A 22,879-nucleotide genomic window follows, 5' to 3' on the forward strand; every position below is an offset into this window, starting at 1 on the left:
CGATGACCGCCACCACCACCTGCGGCTGCCCCGAGGGCGTCGCCGCCATGGCCCCCAGCCGCCGCGCGCTCCTGGCCGGCGCCTCCGCCCTCGGCGCCGCCGGCGCCACCCTCGCGCTCGCCGGCCCCGCCGAGGCGATGACCCGGCTCACCTTCGCCGACGCCGGCTACACCGGCGACACCCTCGTCGTGCTCTCGTTCCGCGGCGGTATCGACGGCCTGTCCGTCGTCGCCCCCGTCGGGGACCCCTCCTACTACACCGCCCGCCCCTCCATCGCGATCCCCCAGTCGCGCGGCCTCAAGCTCGACGCCCGCTTCGCGCTGCACCCCGCCCTGGCGCCCCTGCTGCCCCTCTACACCTCCGGCAAGCTCGCCGTCGTCCACGCCGTCGGCCAGCCCAACCCCACCCGCTCCCACTTCACCGACATGGACGAGATGGAGCGCGCCGCCCCCGGCTCCTCCCTGCGCACCGGCTGGCTCGACCGCATGGTCGGCGCCACCGCCACCCCCGGCCCCTTCGCCGGGACGACGATGGGCTCGACCACCGCGCCGCGCTCCTTCCTCGGCGACCTCACGGCCGACCTCGCGATGCGCTCGGTCGACTCCTTCACCCTGAGCGGTGCGTGGGACGCGGCGGAGACCACGCGCTGGACGACCGCGCTGCGCGCGCTGCACGAGGGACCCGCCGACCAGGTGACGACCCCGGCCCGCACGGCCCTGGACGCCCTCTCGACCGCGGCGACCCTGCAGACTGCCGGCTACACCCCGGCCAACGGCGCGGTCTACCCCAACGGCGGGCTGGCCGACGCGCTCAAGGACACCGCCCGCCTGGTCAAGGCCGGCGTGGGCCTGCGCGCCGTGAGCATCGACTCCGGCAACTGGGACATGCACACCGACCTCGGCTCCAGCACCGGCGGGTGGATGTTCTCCCAGCTGAGCGAGGTCGGCAAGGCCCTCGCCGCGTTCATGACCGACCTCGGCGCCGCGGCCGACCGCGTCACCCTCGTGACGATGTCCGAGTTCGGCCGACGCGTCACCGAGAACGGCTCCGGCGGCGTCGACCACGGCTACGGCAACTTCAGCTTCGTCCTCGGCGGCGGCGTCAACGGCGGCAGCGTCTACGGCACCTGGCCCGGCCTCGCGCCCGACCAGACCCAGGCCGGTGACCTCAAGGCCACGACCGACTACCGCAGCGTCCTCGCCGAGGTCCTCGAGAAGCGGTGCCGCCTCACGGCCTCGACGGTGCTCCCCGGCGCGCCGACGACGCGGCTCGGCCTGCTCAAGCAGAAGGCCTGAGCGACAGGCCCCGCCCGTCGGCCGCGCGTCAGGCGGAGCGGGTCGAGAACGCGCGCTGGCGCAGGCTGCGGCGGCGGCGGGTCAGCTCGAGGCCGGTGTCGGCCGTCTCGGGCGCGATCCGCCGGCGCAGGGTGCCCGTCGCGACGACGCGCCGGGTGACGGTCGAGCCGAAGCCGAGCCGCGCGAAGAACCGGTTGGCCTCGCGGCTGGTCGTCGGGACGTTCGAGACGACCTGCTCGCAGCCGGCGCGCTCGGCGGCCGCGAGGACCGCTCCCAGCAGCTGCTTGGCCACGCCGTGCCGGCGGGCGTCCGGGGTGACCCAGAGCTGCTCGATGGCGACCTCGGGGCTCGGCGCGAGGCCGAAGGGGTTGTCGGTCGTGATGACGTAGCCGGCCGGCTCGCCCTCGAGGTGGGCCAGGAAGGCCTGCACCCCGGGCCGCTGGAGGGCGCCCGAGAGGCGGCCGTCGGAGATGGCCCGGGCGCAGACCTCGGGGCTCGTGCCGGCGTCGACCTTCGCCTCGCGCCAGAGGGCGGTGAGGGCCTCGAGGTCACCCTCGACGAGAGCCACCTCGACGGGTCGTCGCGCCACGTTCGCCTCCTGTCCGACGGTGGTCCCGGGGAGGGAACCGCACCGACACCGGACACTATGCCCCCGTGGCCGCCGGAGGGAAGTCCGGTTGGCCGCAACCGGTCCGAACGGACCCGTCGGGCCGACGGATCCGGGGTGGGACCGCTCCCACCCCACGGATCCGGTCAGCTCTTCTCCATGCCGGCGACGACGGCGTCGGCGACCTCGCGCATGCCCATGCGCCGGTCCATGGCGGTCTTCTGGATCCACCGGAAGGCGTCGGCCTCGGTGATCTTCAGCTTGGCCATGAGGACGCCCTTGGCGCGGTCGACGGCCTTGCGGGTCTCGAGCCGCTCCCCGAGGTCGGCCACCTCGGCCTCGAGCTCCTTGAGCTCGCTCCAGCGCGAGAGGGCGATGTCGAGGGCCGGGGTCACGTCGCTCGCCGTGAACGGCTTGACGACGTAGGCCATCACCCCGGCGTCGCGGGCCCGCTCGACGAGCTCGCGCTGGCTGAACGCCGTGAGCATGACGACCGGGCAGATGCGCTCGGCCCCGATCGTCTCGGCGGCGGTCAGGCCGTCCATCACGGGCATCTTGACGTCCATGATGACGATGTCCGGGGTCAGGGAGCGGGCCATCTCGACGGCCTGCTCGCCGTCGCCGGCCTGGCCGACGACGTCGTAGCCGGCCTCACGGAGCATCTCCGCGAGGTCCAGACGGATGATGGCCTCGTCCTCGGCGACGAGGACGCGCTTGGCGGTGGCTGCACTCTGGGTCATGTGCCGGGAGCGGGACTCGAACCCGCACGCCCTCGCGGGCAGCGGATTTTGAGTCCGCCGTGTCTGCCGTTCCACCACCCCGGCCGGGGCGTGGACAGCATATCGAGGGCCACCGTGCCGGCCTCAGGCGTGTCCGTGCTTCGCGGCCTCGACGTAGGCCGGGGCGACCCGGTTCTTCGCGTCGCCGACCTTGTGGACGCGCAGGGCGTTCGTCGAGCCGGGGATGCCGGGGGGCGAGCCGGCGACGATGACCACCTGGTCGCCCTCCTGGACCCGCCCGAGCCCGAGGAGCACCTCGTCGACCTGCATCGCCATCTCGTCGGTGTGGCGGACGCCGCCGACGAGGAAGGTCTCGACGCCCCAGGTGAGCGCCAGCTGGCTGCGCGTCGACTGGTTGGGCGTGAAGGCGAGCATCGGGATGCGCGGGCGCACGCGCGACAGGCGCCGCGAGGAGTCGCCGCCCTCGGTGAAGGTGATGAGGTACTTGACCCCGAGCAGCTCGCCGATCTCGGCCGCCGCGGCCGTCACCGCGCCGCCCTTGGAGTTCGGGCGGGTACCGAGCGGGCGGATGCGGTGCAGGCCGTGGGTCTCGGTGTTCTCGATGATGCGGGCCATCGTGCGCACGGCCGCGAACGGGTTCTTGCCGACGCTCGTCTCGCCGGAGAGCATGAGCGCGTCGGCGCCGTCGAGGACCGCGTTGGCGGCGTCCGAGGCCTCCGCGCGGGTCGGGCGGCTGTTCTCGATCATCGACTCCAGCACCTGGGTCGCGACGATGACCGGCTTGGCCCGGCGGCGCGCGATCTCGCAGGCGCGCTTCTGGACCAGCGGGACCTGCTCGAGCGGCATCTCGACGCCGAGGTCGCCGCGGGCGACCATGACGCCGTCGAAGGCGCGGATGATCTCGTCGAGGTTCTCGACGGCCTGCGGCTTCTCGATCTTGGCGATGACCGGCAGCCGGTGGCCCTCCTCGTCCATGATCTCGTGGACGCGGCGGATGTCGTCGGCGCTGCGCACGAAGGACAGCGCGATCATGTCGGCACCGACCCGCAGGCCCCAGCGCAGGTCGTCCTCGTCCTTCTCGGACAGGGCCGGCACCGAGACGGCGACGCCGGGCAGGTTGATGCCCTTGTTGTTGCTCAGCGGCCCGCCCTCGAGGACCTGGCAGACGACGTCGGTCTCGGTGACGTCCGTCGCGATGAGCGCGATCTTGCCGTCGTCGATGAGGATGCGGTCGCCGGCGTGGACGTCGCCGGGCAGACCCGAGTAGGTGGTGCCGACCTCGGTGACGTCGCCCGGGACGTCGCGCGTCGTGATCGTGAAGGTCGCGCCGTTCTGCAGGACCACCGGCCCGTCGGCGAAGCGCGCCGTGCGGATCTTGGGGCCCTGGAGGTCGACGAGGACCCCGACCGCGCGGCCGACGGCGTCGCTCGCGCGACGCACGTCGAGGTAGACCTGCTCGTGGTCGGCGTGCACGCCGTGGCTGAGGTTGAGGCGGGCGACGTCCATCCCGGCCCGGACGAGCTCTCGCAGGTTCTCGGCGCTCGAGGTGGCGGGGCCGAGGGTGCAGACGATCTTCGCGCGACGCATGGGACCGAGCCTATCGGTGCAACCGCTTCCATCGTGACGCGGGCCACATCGCGGGCGCCCCCCCGCCGAACCCCACCCGCCCCACGGGCCTCCACCTCTCGGGGTGACCCCGAGACGTCCACGAGACCCCGGCTCGGGGCCGGGGTCTCGTGGACGACGCCCCGTGCCGGGCGCCGGACGGGTCGCTCAGGCCATGAGCGGGCGGTCGGTCGGGGCGACCGGCCGCGGCAGGCGCGAGGGCTTGCCCATGAGCCAGGCGTCGACCTCGTGGGCGACCGAGCGCCCCTCGGCGATGGCCCAGACGATGAGCGACTGACCGCGCCCGGCGTCGCCGGCGACGAAGACGCCCGGCACCGAGGACATGAAGTGGGGGTCGCGCGCGACGTTGCTGCGCTCGTCCTTGTCGACCCCGAGCTGCTCGAGCAGGCCGCCCGGCTGCGGGCCGACGAAGCCCATCGCGAGCAGGACGAGCTGCGCCGGGATCTCGCGCTCGGAGCCCTCGACCTTCTCGAAGCCCTGCTCGCCCATCCGGACCTCGTGCAGGCGCAGCGCGCGCACCCGGCCCTCGTCGTCGCCGACGACCTCGCTCGTCGTCGTGGCGTACACCCGCTCGCCGCCCTCCTCGTGCGCCGAGGCGACGCGGAAGAGCATCGGGTAGGTCGGCCACGGGTGCGCGCCGGCGCGCTCGATGCCGGGCTGCGGCATGATCTCGAGGCTCGTCACCGAGCGGGCGCCCTGGCGGTGGGCGGTACCGATGCAGTCGGCGCCGGTGTCGCCGCCACCGATGACGACGACGTCCTTGCCGGTGGCCGTCACCTGGCCCTCGACGCTCTGCCCGAGGGCGACCCGGTTGGCCGGCGGCAGGAAGTCCATCGCCTGGACGACCCCGTCGAGCTCGCGCCCCGGCACCGGCAGGTCGCGCGGCACGGTCGAGCCGATCGCGACGACGACCGCGTCGAACCGCTTGCGCAGGTCGGCGCCGGTCAGGTCGCCGCCGACGTCGACGCCGGTGCGGAAGCGGGTGCCCTCGGACTTCATCTGGGCGATGCGGCGGTCGAGGACGGCCTTCTCCATCTTGAACTCGGGGATGCCGTACCGCAGGAGGCCACCGGGCTGGTCGGCCCGCTCGTAGACGGCGACCGTGTGCCCGGCGCGGGTCAGCTGCTGCGCCGTGGCGAGGCCGGCGGGGCCGGAGCCGACGACGGCGACGGTCTTGCCGGACAGGCGCTCCGGCGAGACCGGCAGGATCGTGCCGTTCTCGAAGGCACGGTCGACGATCGTCACCTCGACCTGCTTGATGGTGACGGCCGGCTGGTTGATGCCGAGGACGCACGCGGACTCGCACGGCGCCGGGCACAGGCGCCCGGTGAACTCGGGGAAGTTGTTCGTGGCGTGCAGGCGCTCGATGGCCTCGCGCCACTCCCCCTTCCACGCGAGGTCGTTCCACTCGGGGATGAGGTTGCCCAGCGGACAGCCGCTGTGGCAGAACGGGATCCCGCAGTCCATGCAGCGACCGGCCTGGCGCTGCAGCTCCGGGGCCGCCTGCGCCTCGTAGACCTCCTTCCAGTCCCGGATGCGCACCGGGACCGGACGGCGGCGGGGCAGCTCGCGCTCGCGCGTCTTGAGAAAACCCTGGGGGTCAGCCACGGGAGGCCTCCATGATCCGCTCCCACACCTGGGGGCCGTCGGGGTCGAGCCCTTCCGTCTCGGCCTGCGCCCGCACGTCGAGGACGCGCTGGTACTGCCGCGGGAGGACGAGGGTGAAGGCCGACCGGGCGCTGCCCCAGTCGGCGAGGAGCCGCGCCGCGACACCCGAGTCCGTCCAGCGGACGTGGCGCTCGAGGAGGTCGTGGACGACGAGCTCGTCGTCCGGGCGCAGCGGGAGGAGGTCGACCAGCTCGCGGTTGACCCGGTCGTGGTCGAGGTCGAGGACGTAGGCGACGCCGCCGGACATCCCCGCCGCGACGTTGCGCCCGGTCGGGCCGAGGACGAGCACGGTGCCGCCGGTCATGTACTCGAGGCCGTGGTCGCCCACGCCCTCGACGACGGCGGTCGCCCCGGAGTTGCGGACGCAGAACCGCTCGCCGACCCGGCCGCGCAGGAACAGCTCGCCGGAGGTCGCGCCGTAGCCGATGACGTTGCCGGCGATGACGTTCTCCTCGGCGACGAGCGCCGAGCCGGGGGCGGGGCGCACGACGACGCGGCCGCCCGAGAGGCCCTTGCCGACGTAGTCGTTGGCGTCGCCCTCGAGCCGCAGCGTGACCCCGGCGGGGAGGAAGGCGCCGAGGCTCTGCCCGGCGGACCCGGTGAGCGTCAGCTCGATCGTGCCGTCGGCCAGCCCCTCGGGGTGGGCCTTGGTCACCTCGTGGCCGAGCATCGTGCCGACCGTGCGGTTGACGTTGCGGATCGCGAAGCGCGCCCGCACCTGCTCGCCGTGGTCGATCGCGTCGCGCGCGGCGGCGATGAGCTGGTGGTCCAGCGCCTTCTCGAGGCCGTGGTCCTGACCGACCCGGTGCCGGATGCCCGAGCCGTCGGGGCTCTGCACGGCGGTGAGGATCGGCGCGAGGTCGAGCCCGGAGGCCTTCCAGTGCTGGACGGCCTTGCTCGTGTCGAGGTGCTGGATCTGGCCGATGGCCTCCTCGATGCTCCGGAAACCGAGCGCGGCGAGGTGCTCGCGGACCTCCTCGGCGATGTACTCGAAGAAGGTCTCGACGAACTCGGGCTGCCCGGAGAAGCGCTTGCGCAGCTCGGGGTTCTGCGTCGCGATGCCGACCGGGCAGGTGTCGAGGTGGCAGACGCGCATGAGCACGCAGCCGGAGACGACGAGCGGGGCGGTGGCGAAGCCGAACTCCTCGGCGCCGAGGAGCGCCGCGACGACGACGTCACGGCCGGTCTTGATCTGCCCGTCGACCTGGACGACGATCCGGTCGCGCAGCCCGTTGAGGACGAGCGTCTGCTGGGTCTCGGCGAGGCCGAGCTCCCAGGGGCCGCCCGCGTGCTTGAGCGAGGTGAGCGGCGCCGCGCCGGTGCCGCCGTCGTGACCGCTGATGAGGACGACGTCGGCGTGGGCCTTGCTCACGCCGGCAGCGACCGTGCCGACCCCGACCTCGGAGACGAGCTTGACGTGGACCCGCGCCTGCGGGTTCGCGTTCTTGAGGTCGTGGATGAGCTGGGCGAGGTCCTCGATCGAGTAGATGTCGTGGTGCGGCGGCGGGCTGATCAGCCCGACGCCCGGCGTCGAGTGCCGGGTCCGCGCGACCCACGGGTAGACCTTCGGGCCGGGGAGCTGCCCGCCCTCGCCGGGCTTGGCGCCCTGGGCCATCTTGATCTGGATGTCGTCGCTGTGGGTCAGGTACATCGACGTCACGCCGAAGCGCCCCGAGGCGACCTGCTTGATCGCCGAGCGGCGGGTCGGGTCGAGCAGCCGGTCGACGTCCTCGCCGCCCTCGCCGGTGTTGGAGCGCGCGCCGAGGCGGTTCATCGCGACGGCGAGCGTCTCGTGCGCCTCCTTGGAGATCGAGCCGTAGCTCATCGCGCCGGTGGAGAACCGCTTGACGATCGACTCGACCGGCTCGACCTCCTCGAGCGGCACCGGCTCGCGCCGGGTGGCGCCGCCGAGCTCGAAGAGCCCACGGAGGGTCATCAGCCGGCCGGACTGCTCGTCGACGCGCTGCGTGTACTGCTTGAAGACGTCGTAGCGCCGCTGGCGGGTCGCGTGCTGGAGCCGGAAGACCGTCTCGGGGTCGAACAGGTGCGGCTCGCCCTCGCGGCGCCACTGGTACTCGCCGCCGACGACGAGCTTGCGGTGCGCCTGGCGGATGCCGTCCGGCGGGTAGGCCATCCCGTGCCGGGCCGCGGCCTCCGCGGCGACGACCCCGAGGCCGATGCCGCCGAGCTGGCTGACGGTGCCGGTGAAGAACTCGTCGACGAGCTCCTGCGAGAGGCCGATCGCCTCGAACACCTGGGCGCCGCGGTAGGACGCGACGGTCGAGATGCCCATCTTCGACATCACCTTGAGGACGCCCTTGCCGAGCGCCTTGATGAGGTTGGCGACCGCCTTCTCCTCGGTGACGTCGGTGATGTCACCGCGGCGGACCATGTCCTCGACGGACTCCATCGCGAGGTAGGGGTTGATCGCGGCCGCGCCGTAGCCGACGAGCAGCGCGACGTGGTGGACCTCGCGGACGTCGCCGGCCTCGACGACGAGCCCGACCTGGGTGCGGGTCTTCTCGCGGATGAGGTGGTGGTGCACGGCCGAGGTGAGCAGCAGCGACGGGATCGGCGCGAGGTCGCGGTCGGAGTCGCGGTCGGAGAGCACGACGAAGCGCGCTCCCGCGTCGATGGCCTCGGACACCTCGGCGAAGATCTCGTGCAGGCGCCCGCGCAGGGCCGCCTCGCCGCCGCTCACGTCGTAGGTGCCGCGCACGACGACGGTCTCGAAGCCGGGCAGGTCGCCGTCGGCGTTGATGTGGACGATCTTCGCGAGCTCGTCGTTGTCGATGACCGGGAAGGGCAGGACGACCTGGCGGGCGTGCGCCGGGTTGGCGTCGAGGAGGTTGCCCTCGGGTCCGATCGAGCCGGCGAGGGAGGTGACGAGCTCCTCGCGGATGGCGTCGAGCGGCGGGTTGGTCACCTGCGCGAAGAGCTGGGTGAAGTAGTCGAAGACGAGCCGCGGCCGCTCCGAGAGCACGGCGATGGGCGTGTCGGTGCCCATCGAGCCGAGGGCCTCGGCGCCGGTGCGCGCCATCGGCGCGAGGATGACCTTGAGCTCCTCCTCGGTGTACCCGAAGGTGCGCTGGCGCCGCGCGACCGAGGCCGCGGTGTGGACGATGTGCTCGCGCTCGGGCAGGTCCTTGAGGCCGATGAGCCCGGCGTGCAGCCACTCCTCGTACGGGTGCTCGCCGGCGAGGCCGGACTTGACCTCCTCGTCGCTGACGATCCGCCCGGCGGCGGTGTCGACGAGGAACATCCGGCCCGGCTGGAGGCGACCGCGGCGCACGACGTTCTCGGGCTCGAGGTCGAGGACGCCGGCCTCCGAGGCGAGGACGACGAGGCCGTCGTCGGTGACCCAGTAGCGCCCGGGTCGCAGGCCGTTGCGGTCGAGGACCGCACCGACGAGGGTGCCGTCGGAGAAGCAGACCGCGGCGGGGCCGTCCCACGGCTCCATGAAGGTCGAGTGGAACTCGTAGAAGGCGCGGCGGGCGGGGTCCATCGAGGCGTGGTTCTCCCAGGCCTCGGGGATCATCATGAGCACCGCGTGGGGCAGGCTGCGCCCGCCGAGGTGGATCAGCTCGAGGACCTCGTCGAAGGACGCGGAGTCCGAGGCCTCGGGGCTGCAGATCGGGGAGATGCGGGAGAGGTCCCCGCGCAGGACGTCGGAGGCGAGCATGCTCTCGCGGGCGTGCATCCAGTTGCGGTTGCCCTTGACGGTGTTGATCTCGCCGTTGTGCGCGATGAGCCGGTAGGGGTGGGCCAGCGGCCAGCTCGGGAAGGTGTTGGTCGAGAAGCGCGAGTGGACCAGGGCGAGCTCGGTGGCGAAGCGCTCGTCGGACAGGTCGGGGAAGAACGGCTCGAGCTGGCCGGTCGTGAGCATCCCCTTGTAGACGACCGTGCGGGCCGACAGCGACGGGAAGTAGACCTCGGCCTGGCGCTCGGCGCGCTTGCGCAGGACGAACGCGACCCGGTCGAGCTCGATGCCCGACAGGCCCTCGTCCGAGGAGACGAACAGCTGGCGGAAGCACGGCATCGTCGCGCGGGCCGCCTCGCCGACGAGGTCGGGGACGACGGGCACGTCGCGCCAGGCGAGGACGCGCAGGCCCTCCTCGGCGGCGATGGCCTCGATGCGCTCCTGCGCGGTGGCGCGCTCGTCGGCGTCGGTCGGCAGGTAGGCCATCCCGGCCGCGTAGGCACCGGCCGGCGGCAGCTCGACGTCGAGCACCGCCCGGAAGAAGGCGTCGGGCACCTGCGTGAGGATGCCGGCGCCGTCGCCCACGAGCGGGTCGGCGCCGGTGGCGCCGCGGTGGTCGAGGTTGCGCAGCGCGTCGAGGGCGTGGGCGACGACGTCGTGGCCCGCGCTCCCCCGCATCGTCGCGACCATCGCCACACCGCACGCATCGTGCTCGTGCTCACGGCGGTACAGCCCGACGTCGTCGGGGTGGGCGGAGAAGCGGGCGACGGTCACGTCGCATCACCGTCCTCGGGGGTCGAGGGCCCCTGGCGGGGACCGGGCACGGCAAGGTCAGGCGCGGACGTCTCTGGCCACGTGCCGGAATGCTATCCCCGGCCCCCCGTGTCTTGCCATTCGAGCGGTGCTATCCCACATCCTGGGACTCGGAGCGCTCGGTCGTGGACGGGCCGGCGACGACCGGCTCGTCCTGTGCGGCCGGCTCCCGACGGGCCCGGCGACCGGTGTGCCACACGATCCAGACCCCGAGGAGGAAGACGACGATGCTCGTCCAGACGTTGAGGCGCTGGCCGAGGATCAGCTCGGCCTCGTCGGTGCGCATCTTCTCGACGACGATGCGCCCGATCGGGTAGCCGGCGACGTAGAGGCCGAGCAGCTGCCCCGGCGCGAGGCGGCGGCGCCGCTCGAGCGCGAGCAGGCCGAAGCCGAGGACGACGAGGAAGATCGACTCGTAGAGGAACGTCGGGTGGTAGACCCCCGCGACGACCGCGTCGCCCGACGCGTCGGTGACCGCCCGACCGGCCGACTGGTCCCACTGGTGGACCGTCAGGCCCCACGGGAGGGTCGTCGGGCCGCCGTGGAGCTCGTTGTTGAACCAGTTGCCCCACCGGCCGATGGCCTGGGCGAACGCCACCCCGGGCACGGCCGCGTCGGCGAACGTGAGGAACGGGACCCCGGCCCGGCGGCAGCCGATCCAGACGCCGACCGCGCCGAGGGCGATGGCGCCCCAGATGCCGAGGCCGCCGTTCCAGATCTTCAGCGCGTCGACGAGGTGCCCGCCCTCCCCGAAGTACGGGCCGGGCGTGGTCACGACGTGGTAGAGCCGGCCACCGATGATGCCGAGGATGACCGCGTACGCGGAGACGTCGAGCGCGACGGCGGAGTCGACCCCGCGGGCGGCCAGGCGCCGGCCGGTCAGCCAGACGGCGAGGACGATGCCGGCGAGGATGCACAGGGCGTAGGCCCGGATGGTGAGGGGCCCGAGGTCGAACGCCGCGACCGTCGGGCTCGGCAGGTAGGTCGTCACGCGCGACGACCTGCCTGCCGGTGCGCCGGGGTCACGTCGTGGCGCCCTGGATCGCCTGGGTGAACAGCTCGGGCGTGCCGACCTGGCCGAGGTCGAGGTCCTTGCCGTTGAGGCGGAGGGTCGGGGTGCCGCGCACGCCGTCCTCGAAGCTCTTGGTCTCGACCGAGTTGACGTAGTCGACGTACTTGCCGGCGTCGTAGCAGCGCTGCCAGGTCGTCAGGGCGTCACCGGTGATCCCGGCCGCGGAGGCGAAGCCCTTGAGCTGGTCGTCGGTGAAGCCGGCGCCCTCGGTGGGCTGGTTGGCGTACGCCTGGTCGTGGAACTGCTGGAACTTGCCCGCGTCGGCCGCGCAGAAGGCGGCGTTGCCGGCCTTCGTGGAGCTGTCGTTGCGCAGGTTGTCGTCGAGGAAGTTCTTCACGTGGTAGACGACCTTGACCTTGCCCTCCTGGGCGAGGCTCTCGACCGTCGGGCCGAGCGCGTCCTCGAAGGACTTGCAGGCCGGGCACTGGAAGTCCTCGAAGACGTCGAGCGTCGGCGCGCCCGCGGCGGCCTTGACGTCGGTGAACGCCGGGTAGCCGGCGCCGAGGCCCGCGGCACCCGCGGGGACGGCGTTGCCGCCGCCGGTCACCTCGTTCTTCTGCGAGGTCTGCATCCAGATGACCCCACCGACGACCGCGACGATCGCGACGACGAGGACGACCGTCGCGACGACGATCTTGTTGGCCCCTCCTCCGCCGGAGGACTTCTGCGCCGCCTGGATCTTGGCCTGGCGGGCGTTGCCCGGGCTCGGTCTGGTCGAGTTCTTCGCCATGTCGGAGGTGGTGCCTTTCGGTGCGGTCGGTCAGTGTCCGAAGAGGACGCGGTCGAGGGATGCGAGGGTGCGCGGACGCCACCAGAGCCAGGCGCCGGCGAGGGCGAACGAGGCGTCCCGCGCGATCTCCTGAGGGTACTTCGTGTCGGCGGCACCCACCTGGCCGCCGCCGCCGAAGCAGCCGCAGTCGATGGTCAGCCCGCGGGCCCACGCCTGGGAGATGCCGATGACGAAGACGACCATGAGGACGGTCCCCACGACGGCGGCCGGCCGCGTGAAGAGCCCGAGGACGAGGAGGATCCCGAGGACGATCTCGAGGAAGGGCAGGGCCAGGCCGATCCAGCCCGCGACGTCGAGCGAGAGGAAGGGCAGGTCGTAGGCCTGCACCGCGCGCTGCGACGTGAGCGGCCGGCCCACCTTGGCGAACCCGGCCCACAGGAGCACGATCCCGAGGAAGAGGCGCGCGGCGAGGCCGACGACGTCGAGCACGCGGTCGCTGCGGTACCAGGCGGGCGCGGTGCCCACCTCGCGGGTGCTCGTGCTCATCGCTTCCCCTCCCGGACGCCCTGGGCCAGCTCGGCGGTCAGTGTGCGCAACGCCTCGAGGCGCTCGGGGAGTTCCCCGGGGCCGGCGAGGACCTTGACCAGGGCCGAGCCGACGATGACGCCGTCGGCGTACCCGGCGATCTCGGCCGCCTGCTCGCGCGTGGAGACCCCGAGGCCGATGCAGACCGGGAGGTCGGTGACGGCCCGGACCCGCTCGACGAGCGCGCGGGCGTCGGTGTCGACGCTCGTGCGGGCGCCGGTGACACCCATCGTCGAGGCGGCGTAGACGAACCCGCGCGCGTCGCGGGTGACGCGCACGAGGCGGTCGGGGGTCGAGCTCGGCGCGACGAGGAAGACGCGGTCCAGCCCGTGCCGGTCGCTGGCCGCGACCCACTCGTCGGCCTCGTCCGGGATGAGGTCGGGCGTGATGAGCCCGGCTCCCCCGGCGGCCGCGAGATCGGCGGCGAACCGCTCGACGCCGCGGCGCATCACGAGGTTCCAGTAGGTCATGACGAGCGGCGTCGCCCCGGCGTCGCGGACGGCGGCGACGGCGGTGAAGACGTCGTCGACCCGGCTGCCCTGCTCGAGCGCGGTCGCGACCGCGTGCTGGATGACCGGGCCGTCCATGAGCGGGTCGCTGTAGGGCACCCCGACCTCGACGACGTCGCAGCCGGCCTCGACGAGGACGCGCATCGCCTCGAGGGAGCCCTCGACGGTCGGGAAGCCGACGGGGAGGTAGCCGACGAGCGCGGCCCGGCCCTCGGCGCGGCAGCGGGCGAGGACGTCGGCGACGCCCGACGTGGTCCCGGCGGTCACTGGGTGCCCTCCTCGACGAGGCCGAAGTAGGCGGCGGCCGTGTGCATGTCCTTGTCGCCGCGCCCGGAGAGGTTGACGAGCAGCAGCGCGTCGGGGCCGAGCTCGCGGCCGACCTCCATCGCGCCGACGAGCGCGTGCGCCGACTCCAGGGCCGGGATGATGCCCTCGGTGCGGCAGAGCAGCCGGAAGGCCTCCATCACCGCGTCGTCGGTGGCGTACCGGTACTCGGCCCGCCCGCTGTCGCGCAGGTGCGCGTGCTCGGGGCCGACGCTCGGGTAGTCGAGCCCGGCCGAGATGGAGTGCGACTCGACGGTCTGGCCGTCGGTGTCCTGCATGAGGTAGCTCATCGCGCCGTGGAGGACCCCGGGCGTCGCGTCCGCCGCGAAGCGCGCCGCGTGGCGGCCGGAGTCCACGCCCTCGCCGCCGGCCTCGACGCCGATGAGGCGCACACCGGCGTCGGGGACGAAGCGGTGGAAGATGCCCATCGCGTTCGAGCCCCCGCCGACGCACGCGATGACGGCGTCGGGCAGGCGCCCGGCCAGCTCGAGGACCTGCGCCCGGGCCTCCTCGCCGATGATCGCGTGGAAGTCGCGGACCATCTCGGGGAACGGGTGCGGCCCGGTCACCGTGCCGATGGCGTAGTGGGTGCTCTGGACGTTGGTGACCCAGTCGCGCAGCGCCTCGTTGATGGCGTCCTTGAGGGTCGCCGAGCCGTGCTCCACGGCGACGACCTCGGCCCCGAGGATCTTCATCCGCGCGACGTTGAGGGCCTGCCGCTCCGTGTCGACCCTGCCCATGTAGACCGTGCACTCCAGGCCCATGAGCGCGGCGGCCGTGGCCGTCGCGACCCCGTGCTGGCCGGCGCCGGTCTCGGCGATGATGCGGGTCTTGCCCATCCGCTTCGTGAGCAGCGCCTGCGCGAGGACGTTGTTGATCTTGTGCGAGCCGGTGTGGTTGAGGTCCTCGCGCTTGAGCACGACCCGGGCGCCGCCGCAGTGCGCGGCGAACCGCGGGACCTCCGTGATGATGCTCGGCCGGCCCGTGTACGTGGCGTGCAGGCGGGCGAGCTCGTCCTGGAACTCGGGGTCGACGGCGGCCTTCTGGCGCGCCTCGTCGAGCTGCTCGAGCGCGGGCACGAGCGCCTCGGGGACGTAGCGGCCGCCGAAGTCGCCGAAACGGCCCGGGCGGGGCAGCTCGTCGACGGTCAGACCGGTGTCGGTGGTCGGGGTGTGCTCGGTCATCGGGTCGCCTCCACGGCTCCGGCGGCGACGATCGCGGCGGCCCCGGCCGCCGGGTCGCCGTCGCGGACGAGGGCCTCGCCGACGAGGACGACGTCGGCGCCCTGCGCGGCGTAGGCCGCGGCGTCGGCGGGGCCGGTGATGCCGGACTCGGCGACGATGACGACGCCCTCCGGGACGAGCGGCCGCAGCCGCGAGAAGGTGTCGGGGTGCACCTCGAGGGTCTTGAGGTTGCGCGCGTTGACGCCGACGACGGTGGCGCCGGCGTCGACCGCGCGCTGGGTCTCGGCCTCGTCGTGGACCTCGACGAGCGCAGTCATCCCGAGCTCGCGGACCCGCGCGAGGAGCGAGCGCAGGAGGTCGTCGTCGAGGGCGGCCACGATGAGCAGGACGATGTCGGCGCCGTGCGCCCGCGCCTCCCAGACCTGGTAGTCGGTGACGACGAAGTCCTTGCGCAGCACCGGGACCGGCACGGCGGCCCGGACGGCGTCGAGGTCGGCGAGGCTGCCGCCGAAGCGCCGCTGCTCGGTGAGCACCGAGATCGCCGTCGCGCCGCCGGCCGCGTAGGCGGCGGCGAGCGCCGCGGGGTCGGGGATGTCCGAGAGCGCGCCCTTGCTCGGGCTGGAGCGCTTGACCTCGGCGATGAGCGAGACGCCCGGTCGGCGGAAGGCCGCCTCGGCGTCGAGGGCCGGCGGGGCGTCGGCCGCGAGCTCGCGCAGCCGCTCGAGCGGCAGGTGCGTCTCGCGCTCGGCGAGGTCCTCGCGGACCCCGGCGACGATGGAGTCGAGGACGGAGGTCACGGGAGGACCGCCGGTCATCGGATCGAGGGGGCCTCGCCGCGGTCGCGCCCGGCCGCGCCGTACCCGGCCATGGAGAGGACCTTGCCGGCGATGCCGCCGACGACGGCGAGCACCGCACCACCGATGAACAGGGGGACGTTGGGGAACATCACGGCGAGGCACATGATGGCCGACGCGACGATGATGATGCCCACCGCGGTCCACGCGGCCAGGCTGTGGCCGTGGTCTTCGATCTCGCTCATGGGGGCTCCACCTCGGAGGGTCGGGGGCCGGTCGGCCCGGGTCGTGACGTCGCGTCCGATTCTGTCAGGTCGTGGCGTCGTCGCCGACGTCGGTGGGGTCGCGTCCGGCGGAGAGGTCGTCCCAGTCGCTCGCGACCCGCTCGCCGCGGCGCCCGGCGACGTGCCCCTCGGCGGCGCCGGGGGCCTCGTAGCGGCGCGACGGCCCGGCCCAGCGGCGGGCGCCGACGAGGGCGCAGCCGAGCGCGAGGGCCGCCAGGAGCAGCCCGAGCAGCGCCACCCACGGCATCGCCGTGGCCGACGCGACCGCCTCCACGGTGCCGGTGCGCCCGACCCGGGTGGCGGCGACCGGGCCGAGGGCGCCCGAGGGGTCGGCGAGCACGCGCACGGTGAGCACCCCGGCGACGACGACGCACCCGGCCCACAGGACGACGGCGACGGTGCGGCCCACCCGTCCGGCGGCGACGACGGCGACCGCGGCGGCGGCCACCGCGAGGGCGATCGCGGACAGCCCGGGCGCCACCTCGGAGCCGGTGGCCTCGACGCGGCTCCCGCCGAGGACGGCGTCGGCCACGGTGCCCGACACCCACGGCCGGAACCCGGCGACGAGGACGACCCCGGCGCCGAGCAGGGCGAGGAGGGCGACAGGGCCCTTGCCCGTCAGCCGCCTCACGTGACGGTCCGCATCGCCGCGGCGGTCGCGACCGCCCGCAGGGCCGCGGTCGCCTTGGCGACGCACTCCTCGTGCTCGCGGGCCGGCACGGAGTCGGCGACGATCCCGGCGCCGGCCTGCACGTGGGCGACGCCGTCGCGGACGAGGGCGGTGCGGATGGCGATGGCCATGTCGAGGTCGCCGTGGAAGTCGAGGTAGCCGACGACGCCGCCGTAGACGCCGCGCCGGGAGGGCTCGTAGTGCTCGATGAGCGCGAGGGCGCGGGGCTTGGGCGCGCCCGAGAGCGTGCCCGCCGGGAAGGTCGAGACGAGGACGTCGTAGGCGTCGACACCGGGCCGGGTGTCGCCGACGACCGTCGACTCCAGGTGCATGACGTGGCTGTAGCGGCGCACGTCCATGAACTCGACGACGTCGACGGTGCCGGGCCGGCAGACCCGCTGGAGGTCGTTGCGGCCGAGGTCGACGAGCATGACGTGCTCGGAGCGCTCCTTGGGGTCGGCGAGCAGCTCCTCGGCGAGCCGGACGTCGTCCTCGGGGGTCTTGCCGCGGGGGCGCGACCCGGCGATCGGGTGGGTGATGGCCCGCTCCCCCGTGACCCGCACGAGCGCCTCGGGGCTGCTGCCGACGACGGCGTAGTCCGACCCGTGGGGCGCCGGGAAGCGGAAGAGGTACATGTAGGGGCTGGGGTTGGACGCGCGCAGCGCCCGGTAGACCTCGAGCGGGTCGGCCGGGCAGTCGAGCGAGAACCGCTGCGAGAGGACGACCTGGAAGACCTCGCCGGCGCGGATGTCCTCCTTCGCCAGCTCGACGACCTCCTCGTAGCGCTCGCGCGTCGTGTTCGATCGGACGCCGGCCATCGCGGCCTCGACGGCGTCGGTGTCGACGACGGCGACCGTGCTCGGGGCGGGCGCGGCGAGCGCCGCGGTCATCGCGTCGAGCCGGGCGACGGCGTCGGACCAGGCCTGCTCGACGCGCTCGTCGGTGTCGTCGTAGTTGACGGCGTTGGCCACGAGGAGGATCGAGCCGTCGGCGTGGTCGAGGACGGCGAGGTCGGTGGCGAGCATCATCGCGAGCTCGGGGACGCCGAGCTCGTCGGGCAGCTCGGAGGGGACCTTCTCCCAGCGGCGCACCGCGTCGTACGAGACGGCGCCGACCATCCCGCCGGTCAGCGGGGGCAGGCCGGCGATCGGCGGGGTCGCGAGGACCTCCATCGTCGCGCGCAGGGCCTCGGTGGCGGGGCCCGAGGTCGGGACCCCGACGGGCGGCTCGCCGAGCCAGTGCGCCTCGCCGTCGCGCTCGGTCAGGGTGGCGCGGCTCGCGGCGCCGATGATCGACCACCGCGACCACACGCCGCCGTGCTCGGCGGACTCCAGGAGGAAGGTGCCCGGCCGGTCGCCGGCGAGCTTGCGGTAGACCCCGACCGGCGTCTCGGCGTCGCCCATGAGGCGGCGTACGACGGGGATGACGCGGCGGTCGCGCGCGAGCACCCCGAAGGCGTCGAGCGCGGGCCAGGTCTGGCCGTAGGCGAGGTCGGGCGTCTCGGCGGCGCTCATGCGCCGGCCCCGACGACGGCCCCGAGGTCGCCCGCGTCGAAGCAGGTGCGGTCCCCGGTGTGGCAGGCGGCCCCCACCTGCTCGACGCGCACGAGGAGCGCGTCGCCGTCGCAGTCGAGCGCGACCGAGCGCACGTGCTGCGCGTGGCCGGAGGTGTCGCCCTTGCGCCAGTACTCCCGGCGGCTGCGCGACCAGAAGGTCACGCGCCCCTCGGTGAGCGTGCGACGCAGCGCCTCGTCGTCCATCCAGCCCAGCATGAGGACCTCGCCGGAGTCTTGCTGCTGGACGATCGCGGCGACGAGGCCGTGCTCGTCGCGCTTGAGGCGGGCGGCGACGGCGGGGTCGAGGACGGGGTCGGTCGGCACCCCGCCATTCTGCCGTGACGGGGCGACCCATCCGACCCGGGGCAGGGCTCCGAACACCGATGGGTCGCTGTGGACCCTGGTGGTCGACGTCCGCGGCCCGCTCCAGCGCGGGGCGAGACCCGCGCTCCCCACGAAGGGAAGCACCATGGCAGGGACATCACGACGCGGCCTCCTGGCGGCGGCGGGGACGACGACGGCCATCGCCGTCGTCGCCACGGCCACCGCGGCACAGGGCGCCACCCGCAGCAAGGACGAGGCGTTGGGAGAGCTGGACGACGCCGTCCTCGTCGCGTTCATCGAGGACCCCGGCACGGGCGTCATCTCGCTCATGGTCGGCGAGGAGGAGGTCGAGGTCCACGACCCCGCCCTCGTCCGCCGGCTCGTCAAGGCGGCAGGGGGGAAGGCCTGATGTCCTCCCACCGCGAAGCACCCGAGGTCTCCAAGGACCCCGTCGCCGACAACACCGACGTCTACGCGTTCGTCAGCCCGGACAAGCCGAGCCACGTGACGCTCATCGCCAACTTCATCCCCTTCCAGAACCCGCAGGGCGGGCCGAACTTCTACGAGTTCGGCGACGACGTGCTCTACGAGATCAAGGTGAGCAACTCGGGGACGGCCGGCGAGGCCGACGTCGTCTACCGGTTCCGGTTCGAGACCCGGATCCGCAACAGCCGGACCTTCCTCTACAACACCGGGCCGATCACCTCGATCTACGGCCCGCAGTGGAACCGGCCGCAGCGGTACACGGTGACGCGCTACGAGAAGGGTAAGGGCTGGGCCACGCTCGCCGAGGGGCTGGGGTGCCCGCCGGTCAACGTCGGGCCGCGCAGCACGCCGGACTACGAGAAGCTCGCCGCGCAGGCCGTCCACCGCATCGCGGGCGGGCGCACCGTGTTCGCCGGGCAGCGGGCGGAGGGCTTCCACGTCGACCTCGGCAGCATCTTCGACCTCGGGACGCTGCGTCCGTTCCAGATGGCGCACCTCATCCCGTCCGCGACCGCGGCCGGGGTCAACGGCACCCAGGGGCTCAACGTCCACAGCATCGCCATCCAGGTGCCCAAGGCCGACCTCACGGCCGACCACCGCACGCCCAGGGACGTCGACGACGCCGGCTCGGTCATCGGGGTGTGGGCCACCGCGAGCCGGCAGAAGACGCGGGTGCTGCACACGGGCAAGGGCGGCTCCACCGCCACCGGTCCGTTCCAGCAGGTCTCGCGGCTCGGGAACCCGCTGTTCAACGAGGTCATCACCCCGATGGCCGAGAAGGACGCGTGGAACTCGGTCCCGCCGGAGGGCGACTCGGCGTACGCCGGGTACGTCGCCCGCCCCGAGCTGGCCCGGCTGCTGCCGGCGCTCTACCCGGGGGTCTTCCCGCGCCTCGCGGCCTACAAGAAGAACCGGGCGGACCTGCTCGCCATCCTCCTGACGGGCATCCCGAAGGGGGTCGTGCCGGGCTTCCAGAACTACACCGGCGCGAACCAGGCGGACATGCTCCGCCTCAACATGGCGGTCCCGCCGGCGAAGAAGCCGAACCCGATCGGTCTCGTCGCCGGCGACGCCGCCGGGTTCCCGAACGGCCGCCGGCCGGTCGACGACGTCGTGGCCATCGAGCTGCGCGCCGTCGCCGGGGCGACCATCCCGCTCGTCGACCCCTCGTTCACCCCGGACGACGCGACGGCCGGGCTGACCGACGGCACGAGCAACACCAACCCGCCGTTCCTCGACGAGTTCCCCTACCTGGGGACCCCGGCCGGGGGGTACCAGACCTCCCCCGGCACCGCGGACGGCGCCGCCTGAGAGACGGCGCGCCCCGCCCACCGACCCCGGTGGGCGGGGCGCGCCCCTCCCGCTCCACCCCCACCGCACCACCCCGCCCGACCCGAGAGGACCCACCGTGCCCACCGCGGAGAACCCCCATGCCGGCCAGGGGCCGGTGCCCCTCGACATCGGCGGCGACGTCGGCGCCCTCGTCGTGACGATGCCCGACGACCGGCCCGACCTCGACGACCTCGAGGTCGAGATCCGACCCGTCGGGGCGAGCGCCCCGCACGACCACCACGACCACGACCACGACCAGCCTGCGGCGCACGGCCACCATCACCACCACGACGACGGCCACCACCACGACGACGGCCACCACCACGCGTCGCCGTTCCCGCACGTCGGCGTCGTGCCCCGACCCACCCCGTCGGGCACCCTCTCGTCGCTGGTCTACCCGGAGCTGCTCGCCGGGGACTACGAGCTCTACCCGGTCGGCACCCACGAGGTGACGATGACGGCCACCGTCGTCGGCGGTGAGGTCACCGAGCTCGACTGGCCCGGCTGAGCGCCGCGTCCCCGGCGCCCCCGGCGTCCGGGACCGGCCGCAGCCGGCGGTCGAGCGCGACCGCGCCCGCGAACAGCAGGAGGAAGAGCACCGTGATGCCGACGACCGCGACGACGACCGGCCCGACGCCGTTCTCGCGGTGGTCGAGGAACGGGTAGGGGTACCAGCCGCTCAGCGCGCCGACCACGAGGGTCCACACGGTCCACGCGACCGGCCAGACGAGCGCCTCGAGCGCGGCGCGCCACGTCGCGCGCGGGCGCGGCCCGGCGAGCGCCCACGCGAGGAGCGCCAGCAGCGGCACGGCCAGGTGGAGCAGCTTGTCGGCGACCCAGTTCGCGCCCTCGAGGTCGAGCAGCGGGCGCAGCAGGACGAAGTGGACCAGCCCCGTCACCGTGATGCCGACGAGGGCCGCGAGGCGCACCGGCCGCCACCAGCGGCCGTCGCGCAGCGGGTCGCGCCACAGCTGCCACGCGGTGACGGCGACGAGGAGGTTGCTCTGGATCGTGAAGTACGAGACGAGGCGCCCGAGCCGGGTCGCGAGCGGCGGCACCTCCGTCTCGGCGAGCACCGACGCCCCCGTCACGACGAGGACGGCCTGGAGGACGAGGGCGGTCGTGGCCACGACCGCCACCACGAGGTGCAGCTGCCGGGCGCGCGCGAGGGTCACGAGCGCGAGTCTAGGAGCGGCGCGCCCCCTCAGGCGGGATCGAGCAGCGGCTCGCCGGTCAGCGCGCACCACAGCCCGACGGCGAGGAACACCGGCGCGCCCAGGAGCCCGCACCAGAAGCTGCGCGCGACCGCGCCGGGCGGGAGGAGCGCCGCGAGGACCGCGACCGCGACGAGCAGGCCCGCCGTCAGGTGCAGCACCGGCTGCCCGAAGACCACCGCGAGCGCGACGAAGTGCAGGCCGACGACGAGGAGCACGAGCGGCGCGACGAGGTCTCCGCGCCCGCGGCGGGCGAGCAGCACCCCGGCGACCCCCGCCACGAGGACCTCGGCCCAGAAGACGACGAGGTAGACGGTGAAGGCCCGGCTGCCGGGCTGGATCGCGCTCGAGCCGCTCCAGTGCCGCACGGCCTGCGTCGCGCTCCAGCCGGCCAGCGCCAGCCCCCCGGCACCGAGCACGCCGAGCAGCACCCGCCACAGGACCGGCCGCGGCGGGCCCTCCTGGGCCCAGCCGGACCAGATGAACGTCGCGAGGCCGAACACGGCCCCCACCATGACGAGGTCGCGCGGGTGCGCGGTGTCGAGCATCTCTCCCCCTCCGTCGTCCGCTGCGCTCAGCGGACGGGGAGCCCGTCGGCGCGCAGCGCGTCCTTGACCTGACCGATGGTCAGGTCCCCGAAGTGGAACACGCTCGCGGCGAGGACCGCATCCGCACCGGCCTCGACGGCCGGGGCGAAGTGGCCGACCGCGCCGGCCCCGCCGCTCGCGATGACCGGTACCGACACCTCGGCCCGCACGAGCCGGATCAGCTCGAGGTCGAAGCCGTCCTTCGTGCCGTCGGCGTCCATCGAGTTGAGGAGGATCTCGCCGGCGCCGAGCGACTCGGCCCGGGCGCACCACTCGACGGCGTCCAGCCCGGTGCCGGTGCGGCCCCCGTGCGTCGTGACCTCGAACCCGCCGGCGGGCGAGCCGTCCTCGGTCCGCCGGCGGCGCACGTCGGCGGACAGGACGAGCACCTGCGCCCCGAAGCGGTCGGCGGTCTCGGCGATGAGCTCGGGGCGGGCGATGGCGGCCGTGTTGACGCCGACCTTGTCGGCGCCGGCGCGCAGCAGCCGGTCGACGTCGTCGACGGTGCGGACTCCCCCGCCGACGGTCAGCGGGATGAAGACCTGCTCGGCGGTGCGGGCCACGACGTCGTACATCGTCGCGCGGTCCCCGCTGCTCGCCGTCACGTCGAGGAAGGTCAGCTCGTCGGCGCCCTGCTCGCCGTAGCGGCGGGCCAGCTCGACGGGGTCCCCCGCGTCGCGCAGGCCGCGGAAGTTGACGCCCTTGACGACGCGGCCGGCGTCGACGTCGAGGCACGGGATGACACGGACGGCGACGGACGACACGGCGCCAGCGTAGTGG

Annotated in this window: 22 protein-coding genes and 1 tRNA gene; 4 read left to right on the forward strand and 19 right to left on the reverse strand. The window is 73.8% G+C overall.

The window, feature by feature from the left end; all coding sequences use genetic code 11:
* Window positions 1–2: 2 nt before the first annotated feature.
* A complete protein-coding gene (locus HL663_RS13760; RefSeq protein ID WP_173028906.1) occupies window positions 3–1,295 on the forward strand; it encodes a DUF1501 domain-containing protein in 1,293 nt (430 codons plus the stop codon).
* A 28-nt stretch (window positions 1,296–1,323) separates the two neighbouring features.
* Here HL663_RS13760 and HL663_RS13765 read toward each other — a convergent pair whose 3' ends face one another.
* From HL663_RS13765 to hisI, 16 genes are all read right to left on the reverse strand, one after another.
* The gene (locus HL663_RS13765; protein WP_173028907.1) at window positions 1,324–1,884 is read right to left on the reverse strand and encodes a GNAT family N-acetyltransferase; all 561 of its coding nucleotides are present in this window, start codon (window positions 1,882–1,884) and stop codon (window positions 1,324–1,326) included.
* A 164-nt stretch (window positions 1,885–2,048) separates the two neighbouring features.
* Window positions 2,049–2,642, reverse strand: coding sequence for an ANTAR domain-containing response regulator (locus HL663_RS13770; RefSeq protein WP_173028908.1), 594 nt, complete (start codon window positions 2,640–2,642; stop codon window positions 2,049–2,051).
* Window position 2,643: 1 nt separating this feature from the next.
* Window positions 2,644–2,726, reverse strand: a tRNA-Leu gene (locus tag HL663_RS13775).
* A gap of 39 nt (window positions 2,727–2,765) precedes the next feature.
* Window positions 2,766–4,229: a pyruvate kinase gene (gene pyk, locus HL663_RS13780; RefSeq protein WP_173028909.1), complete on the reverse strand. Its 1,464-nt coding sequence runs from the start codon at window positions 4,227–4,229 to the stop codon at window positions 2,766–2,768.
* A 186-nt stretch (window positions 4,230–4,415) separates the two neighbouring features.
* A complete protein-coding gene (locus HL663_RS13785) occupies window positions 4,416–5,876 on the reverse strand; it encodes a glutamate synthase subunit beta (RefSeq protein ID WP_173028910.1) in 1,461 nt (486 codons plus the stop codon).
* On the reverse strand, window positions 5,869–10,410 hold the full coding sequence (gltB, locus tag HL663_RS13790; protein ID WP_173028911.1) for a glutamate synthase large subunit: 4,542 nt from the start codon (window positions 10,408–10,410) through the stop codon (window positions 5,869–5,871). Before gltB ends, HL663_RS13785 begins: the two co-directional genes overlap by 8 nt.
* Window positions 10,411–10,540: 130 nt before the next feature.
* Window positions 10,541–11,440 carry a prolipoprotein diacylglyceryl transferase gene (gene lgt, locus HL663_RS13795; protein WP_173028912.1) on the reverse strand — a complete coding sequence of 300 codons (900 nt, stop codon included), beginning with the start codon at window positions 11,438–11,440 and terminating at the stop codon, window positions 10,541–10,543.
* A 31-nt stretch (window positions 11,441–11,471) separates the two neighbouring features.
* Window positions 11,472–12,251: a DsbA family protein gene (locus HL663_RS13800; RefSeq protein ID WP_173028913.1), complete on the reverse strand. Its 780-nt coding sequence runs from the start codon at window positions 12,249–12,251 to the stop codon at window positions 11,472–11,474.
* 30 nt (window positions 12,252–12,281) lie between these two features.
* Window positions 12,282–12,797 carry a MauE/DoxX family redox-associated membrane protein gene (locus HL663_RS13805; RefSeq protein WP_173028914.1) on the reverse strand — a complete coding sequence of 172 codons (516 nt, stop codon included), beginning with the start codon at window positions 12,795–12,797 and terminating at the stop codon, window positions 12,282–12,284.
* A complete protein-coding gene (gene trpA, locus HL663_RS13810) occupies window positions 12,794–13,612 on the reverse strand; it encodes a tryptophan synthase subunit alpha (RefSeq protein WP_173028915.1) in 819 nt (272 codons plus the stop codon). Before trpA ends, HL663_RS13805 begins: the two co-directional genes overlap by 4 nt.
* Complete coding sequence (gene trpB / locus HL663_RS13815) at window positions 13,609–14,853, reverse strand: tryptophan synthase subunit beta (protein WP_173028916.1); 1,245 nt, start codon at window positions 14,851–14,853, stop codon at window positions 13,609–13,611. The genes trpA and trpB overlap by 4 nt, the downstream gene beginning before the upstream one ends.
* Window positions 14,850–15,650, reverse strand: a complete 801-nt coding sequence (trpC, locus tag HL663_RS13820) for an indole-3-glycerol phosphate synthase TrpC (RefSeq protein WP_286175632.1) — start codon at window positions 15,648–15,650, stop codon at window positions 14,850–14,852. The genes trpB and trpC overlap by 4 nt, the downstream gene beginning before the upstream one ends.
* Before the next feature lie 14 nt (window positions 15,651–15,664).
* Window positions 15,665–15,892, reverse strand: coding sequence for an HGxxPAAW family protein (locus tag HL663_RS13825; protein ID WP_030528323.1), 228 nt, complete (start codon window positions 15,890–15,892; stop codon window positions 15,665–15,667).
* A gap of 64 nt (window positions 15,893–15,956) precedes the next feature.
* Window positions 15,957–16,562: a Trp biosynthesis-associated membrane protein gene (locus HL663_RS13830; RefSeq protein WP_173028918.1), complete on the reverse strand. Its 606-nt coding sequence runs from the start codon at window positions 16,560–16,562 to the stop codon at window positions 15,957–15,959.
* Window positions 16,559–18,115, reverse strand: coding sequence for an anthranilate synthase component I (locus tag HL663_RS13835; RefSeq protein WP_173028919.1), 1,557 nt, complete (start codon window positions 18,113–18,115; stop codon window positions 16,559–16,561). The genes HL663_RS13830 and HL663_RS13835 overlap by 4 nt, the downstream gene beginning before the upstream one ends.
* A complete protein-coding gene (gene hisI / locus HL663_RS13840; protein WP_286175634.1) occupies window positions 18,112–18,480 on the reverse strand; it encodes a phosphoribosyl-AMP cyclohydrolase in 369 nt (122 codons plus the stop codon). Before hisI ends, HL663_RS13835 begins: the two co-directional genes overlap by 4 nt.
* Before the next feature lie 145 nt (window positions 18,481–18,625).
* Here hisI and HL663_RS13845 point away from each other — a divergent pair, with 145 nt between their 5' ends.
* The 3 genes from HL663_RS13845 to HL663_RS19185 all read left to right on the forward strand — a co-directional run bounded on the left by HL663_RS13845 (window position 18,626) and on the right by HL663_RS19185 (window position 20,806).
* The gene (locus HL663_RS13845) at window positions 18,626–18,889 is read left to right on the forward strand and encodes a hypothetical protein (protein WP_173028921.1); all 264 of its coding nucleotides are present in this window, start codon (window positions 18,626–18,628) and stop codon (window positions 18,887–18,889) included.
* On the forward strand, window positions 18,889–20,277 hold the full coding sequence (locus tag HL663_RS13850; RefSeq protein WP_173028922.1) for a DUF4331 domain-containing protein: 1,389 nt from the start codon (window positions 18,889–18,891) through the stop codon (window positions 20,275–20,277). The genes HL663_RS13845 and HL663_RS13850 overlap by 1 nt, the downstream gene beginning before the upstream one ends.
* 97 nt (window positions 20,278–20,374) lie before the next feature.
* Entirely contained in the window at window positions 20,375–20,806 is a 432-nt protein-coding gene (locus HL663_RS19185; RefSeq protein WP_216842570.1) for a hypothetical protein, read from the forward strand.
* On the opposite strand, the gene HL663_RS13860 is transcribed toward HL663_RS19185, so the two are convergent.
* Genes HL663_RS13860 through hisF form a run of 3 tightly spaced genes read right to left on the reverse strand, consistent with a single transcriptional unit; the run spans window position 20,781 to window position 22,863 of the window.
* A complete protein-coding gene (locus HL663_RS13860) occupies window positions 20,781–21,473 on the reverse strand; it encodes a Pr6Pr family membrane protein (protein WP_173028923.1) in 693 nt (230 codons plus the stop codon). The two genes, HL663_RS19185 and HL663_RS13860, sit on opposite strands and share 26 nt — an antisense overlap.
* Window positions 21,474–21,502: 29 nt before the next feature.
* Entirely contained in the window at window positions 21,503–22,060 is a 558-nt protein-coding gene (locus tag HL663_RS13865; protein WP_173028924.1) for a hypothetical protein, read from the reverse strand.
* A gap of 26 nt (window positions 22,061–22,086) precedes the next feature.
* Window positions 22,087–22,863, reverse strand: a complete 777-nt coding sequence (gene hisF / locus HL663_RS13870) for an imidazole glycerol phosphate synthase subunit HisF (protein ID WP_173028925.1) — start codon at window positions 22,861–22,863, stop codon at window positions 22,087–22,089.
* Between the last annotated feature and the right edge of the window lie 16 nt (window positions 22,864–22,879).

Origin of the sequence: Arthrobacter sp. NEB 688, from assembly GCF_013201035.1 — a bacterium.
Classification (GTDB): Bacteria; Actinomycetota; Actinomycetes; order Actinomycetales; family Dermatophilaceae; genus Phycicoccus.

Excerpts from the sequence above, each read along its gene's own strand:
- HL663_RS13760 (WP_173028906.1), top strand. The coding sequence starts at position 3 with ATGACCGCCACCACCACCTGCGGCTGCCCCGAGGGCGTCGCCGCCATG.
- HL663_RS13770 (WP_173028908.1), bottom strand. The coding sequence starts at position 2,642 with ATGACCCAGAGTGCAGCCACCGCCAAGCGCGTCCTCGTCGCCGAGGAC.
- pyk (WP_173028909.1), bottom strand. The coding sequence starts at position 4,229 with ATGCGTCGCGCGAAGATCGTCTGCACCCTCGGCCCCGCCACCTCGAGC.
- HL663_RS13800 (WP_173028913.1), bottom strand. The coding sequence starts at position 12,251 with ATGGCGAAGAACTCGACCAGACCGAGCCCGGGCAACGCCCGCCAGGCC.
- HL663_RS13805 (WP_173028914.1), bottom strand. The coding sequence starts at position 12,797 with ATGAGCACGAGCACCCGCGAGGTGGGCACCGCGCCCGCCTGGTACCGC.
- trpB (WP_173028916.1), bottom strand. The coding sequence starts at position 14,853 with ATGACCGAGCACACCCCGACCACCGACACCGGTCTGACCGTCGACGAG.
- HL663_RS13825 (WP_030528323.1), bottom strand. The coding sequence starts at position 15,892 with ATGAGCGAGATCGAAGACCACGGCCACAGCCTGGCCGCGTGGACCGCG.
- HL663_RS13835 (WP_173028919.1), bottom strand. The coding sequence starts at position 18,115 with ATGAGCGCCGCCGAGACGCCCGACCTCGCCTACGGCCAGACCTGGCCC.
- HL663_RS13845 (WP_173028921.1), top strand. The coding sequence starts at position 18,626 with ATGGCAGGGACATCACGACGCGGCCTCCTGGCGGCGGCGGGGACGACG.
- HL663_RS13850 (WP_173028922.1), top strand. The coding sequence starts at position 18,889 with ATGTCCTCCCACCGCGAAGCACCCGAGGTCTCCAAGGACCCCGTCGCC.
- HL663_RS13865 (WP_173028924.1), bottom strand. The coding sequence starts at position 22,060 with ATGCTCGACACCGCGCACCCGCGCGACCTCGTCATGGTGGGGGCCGTG.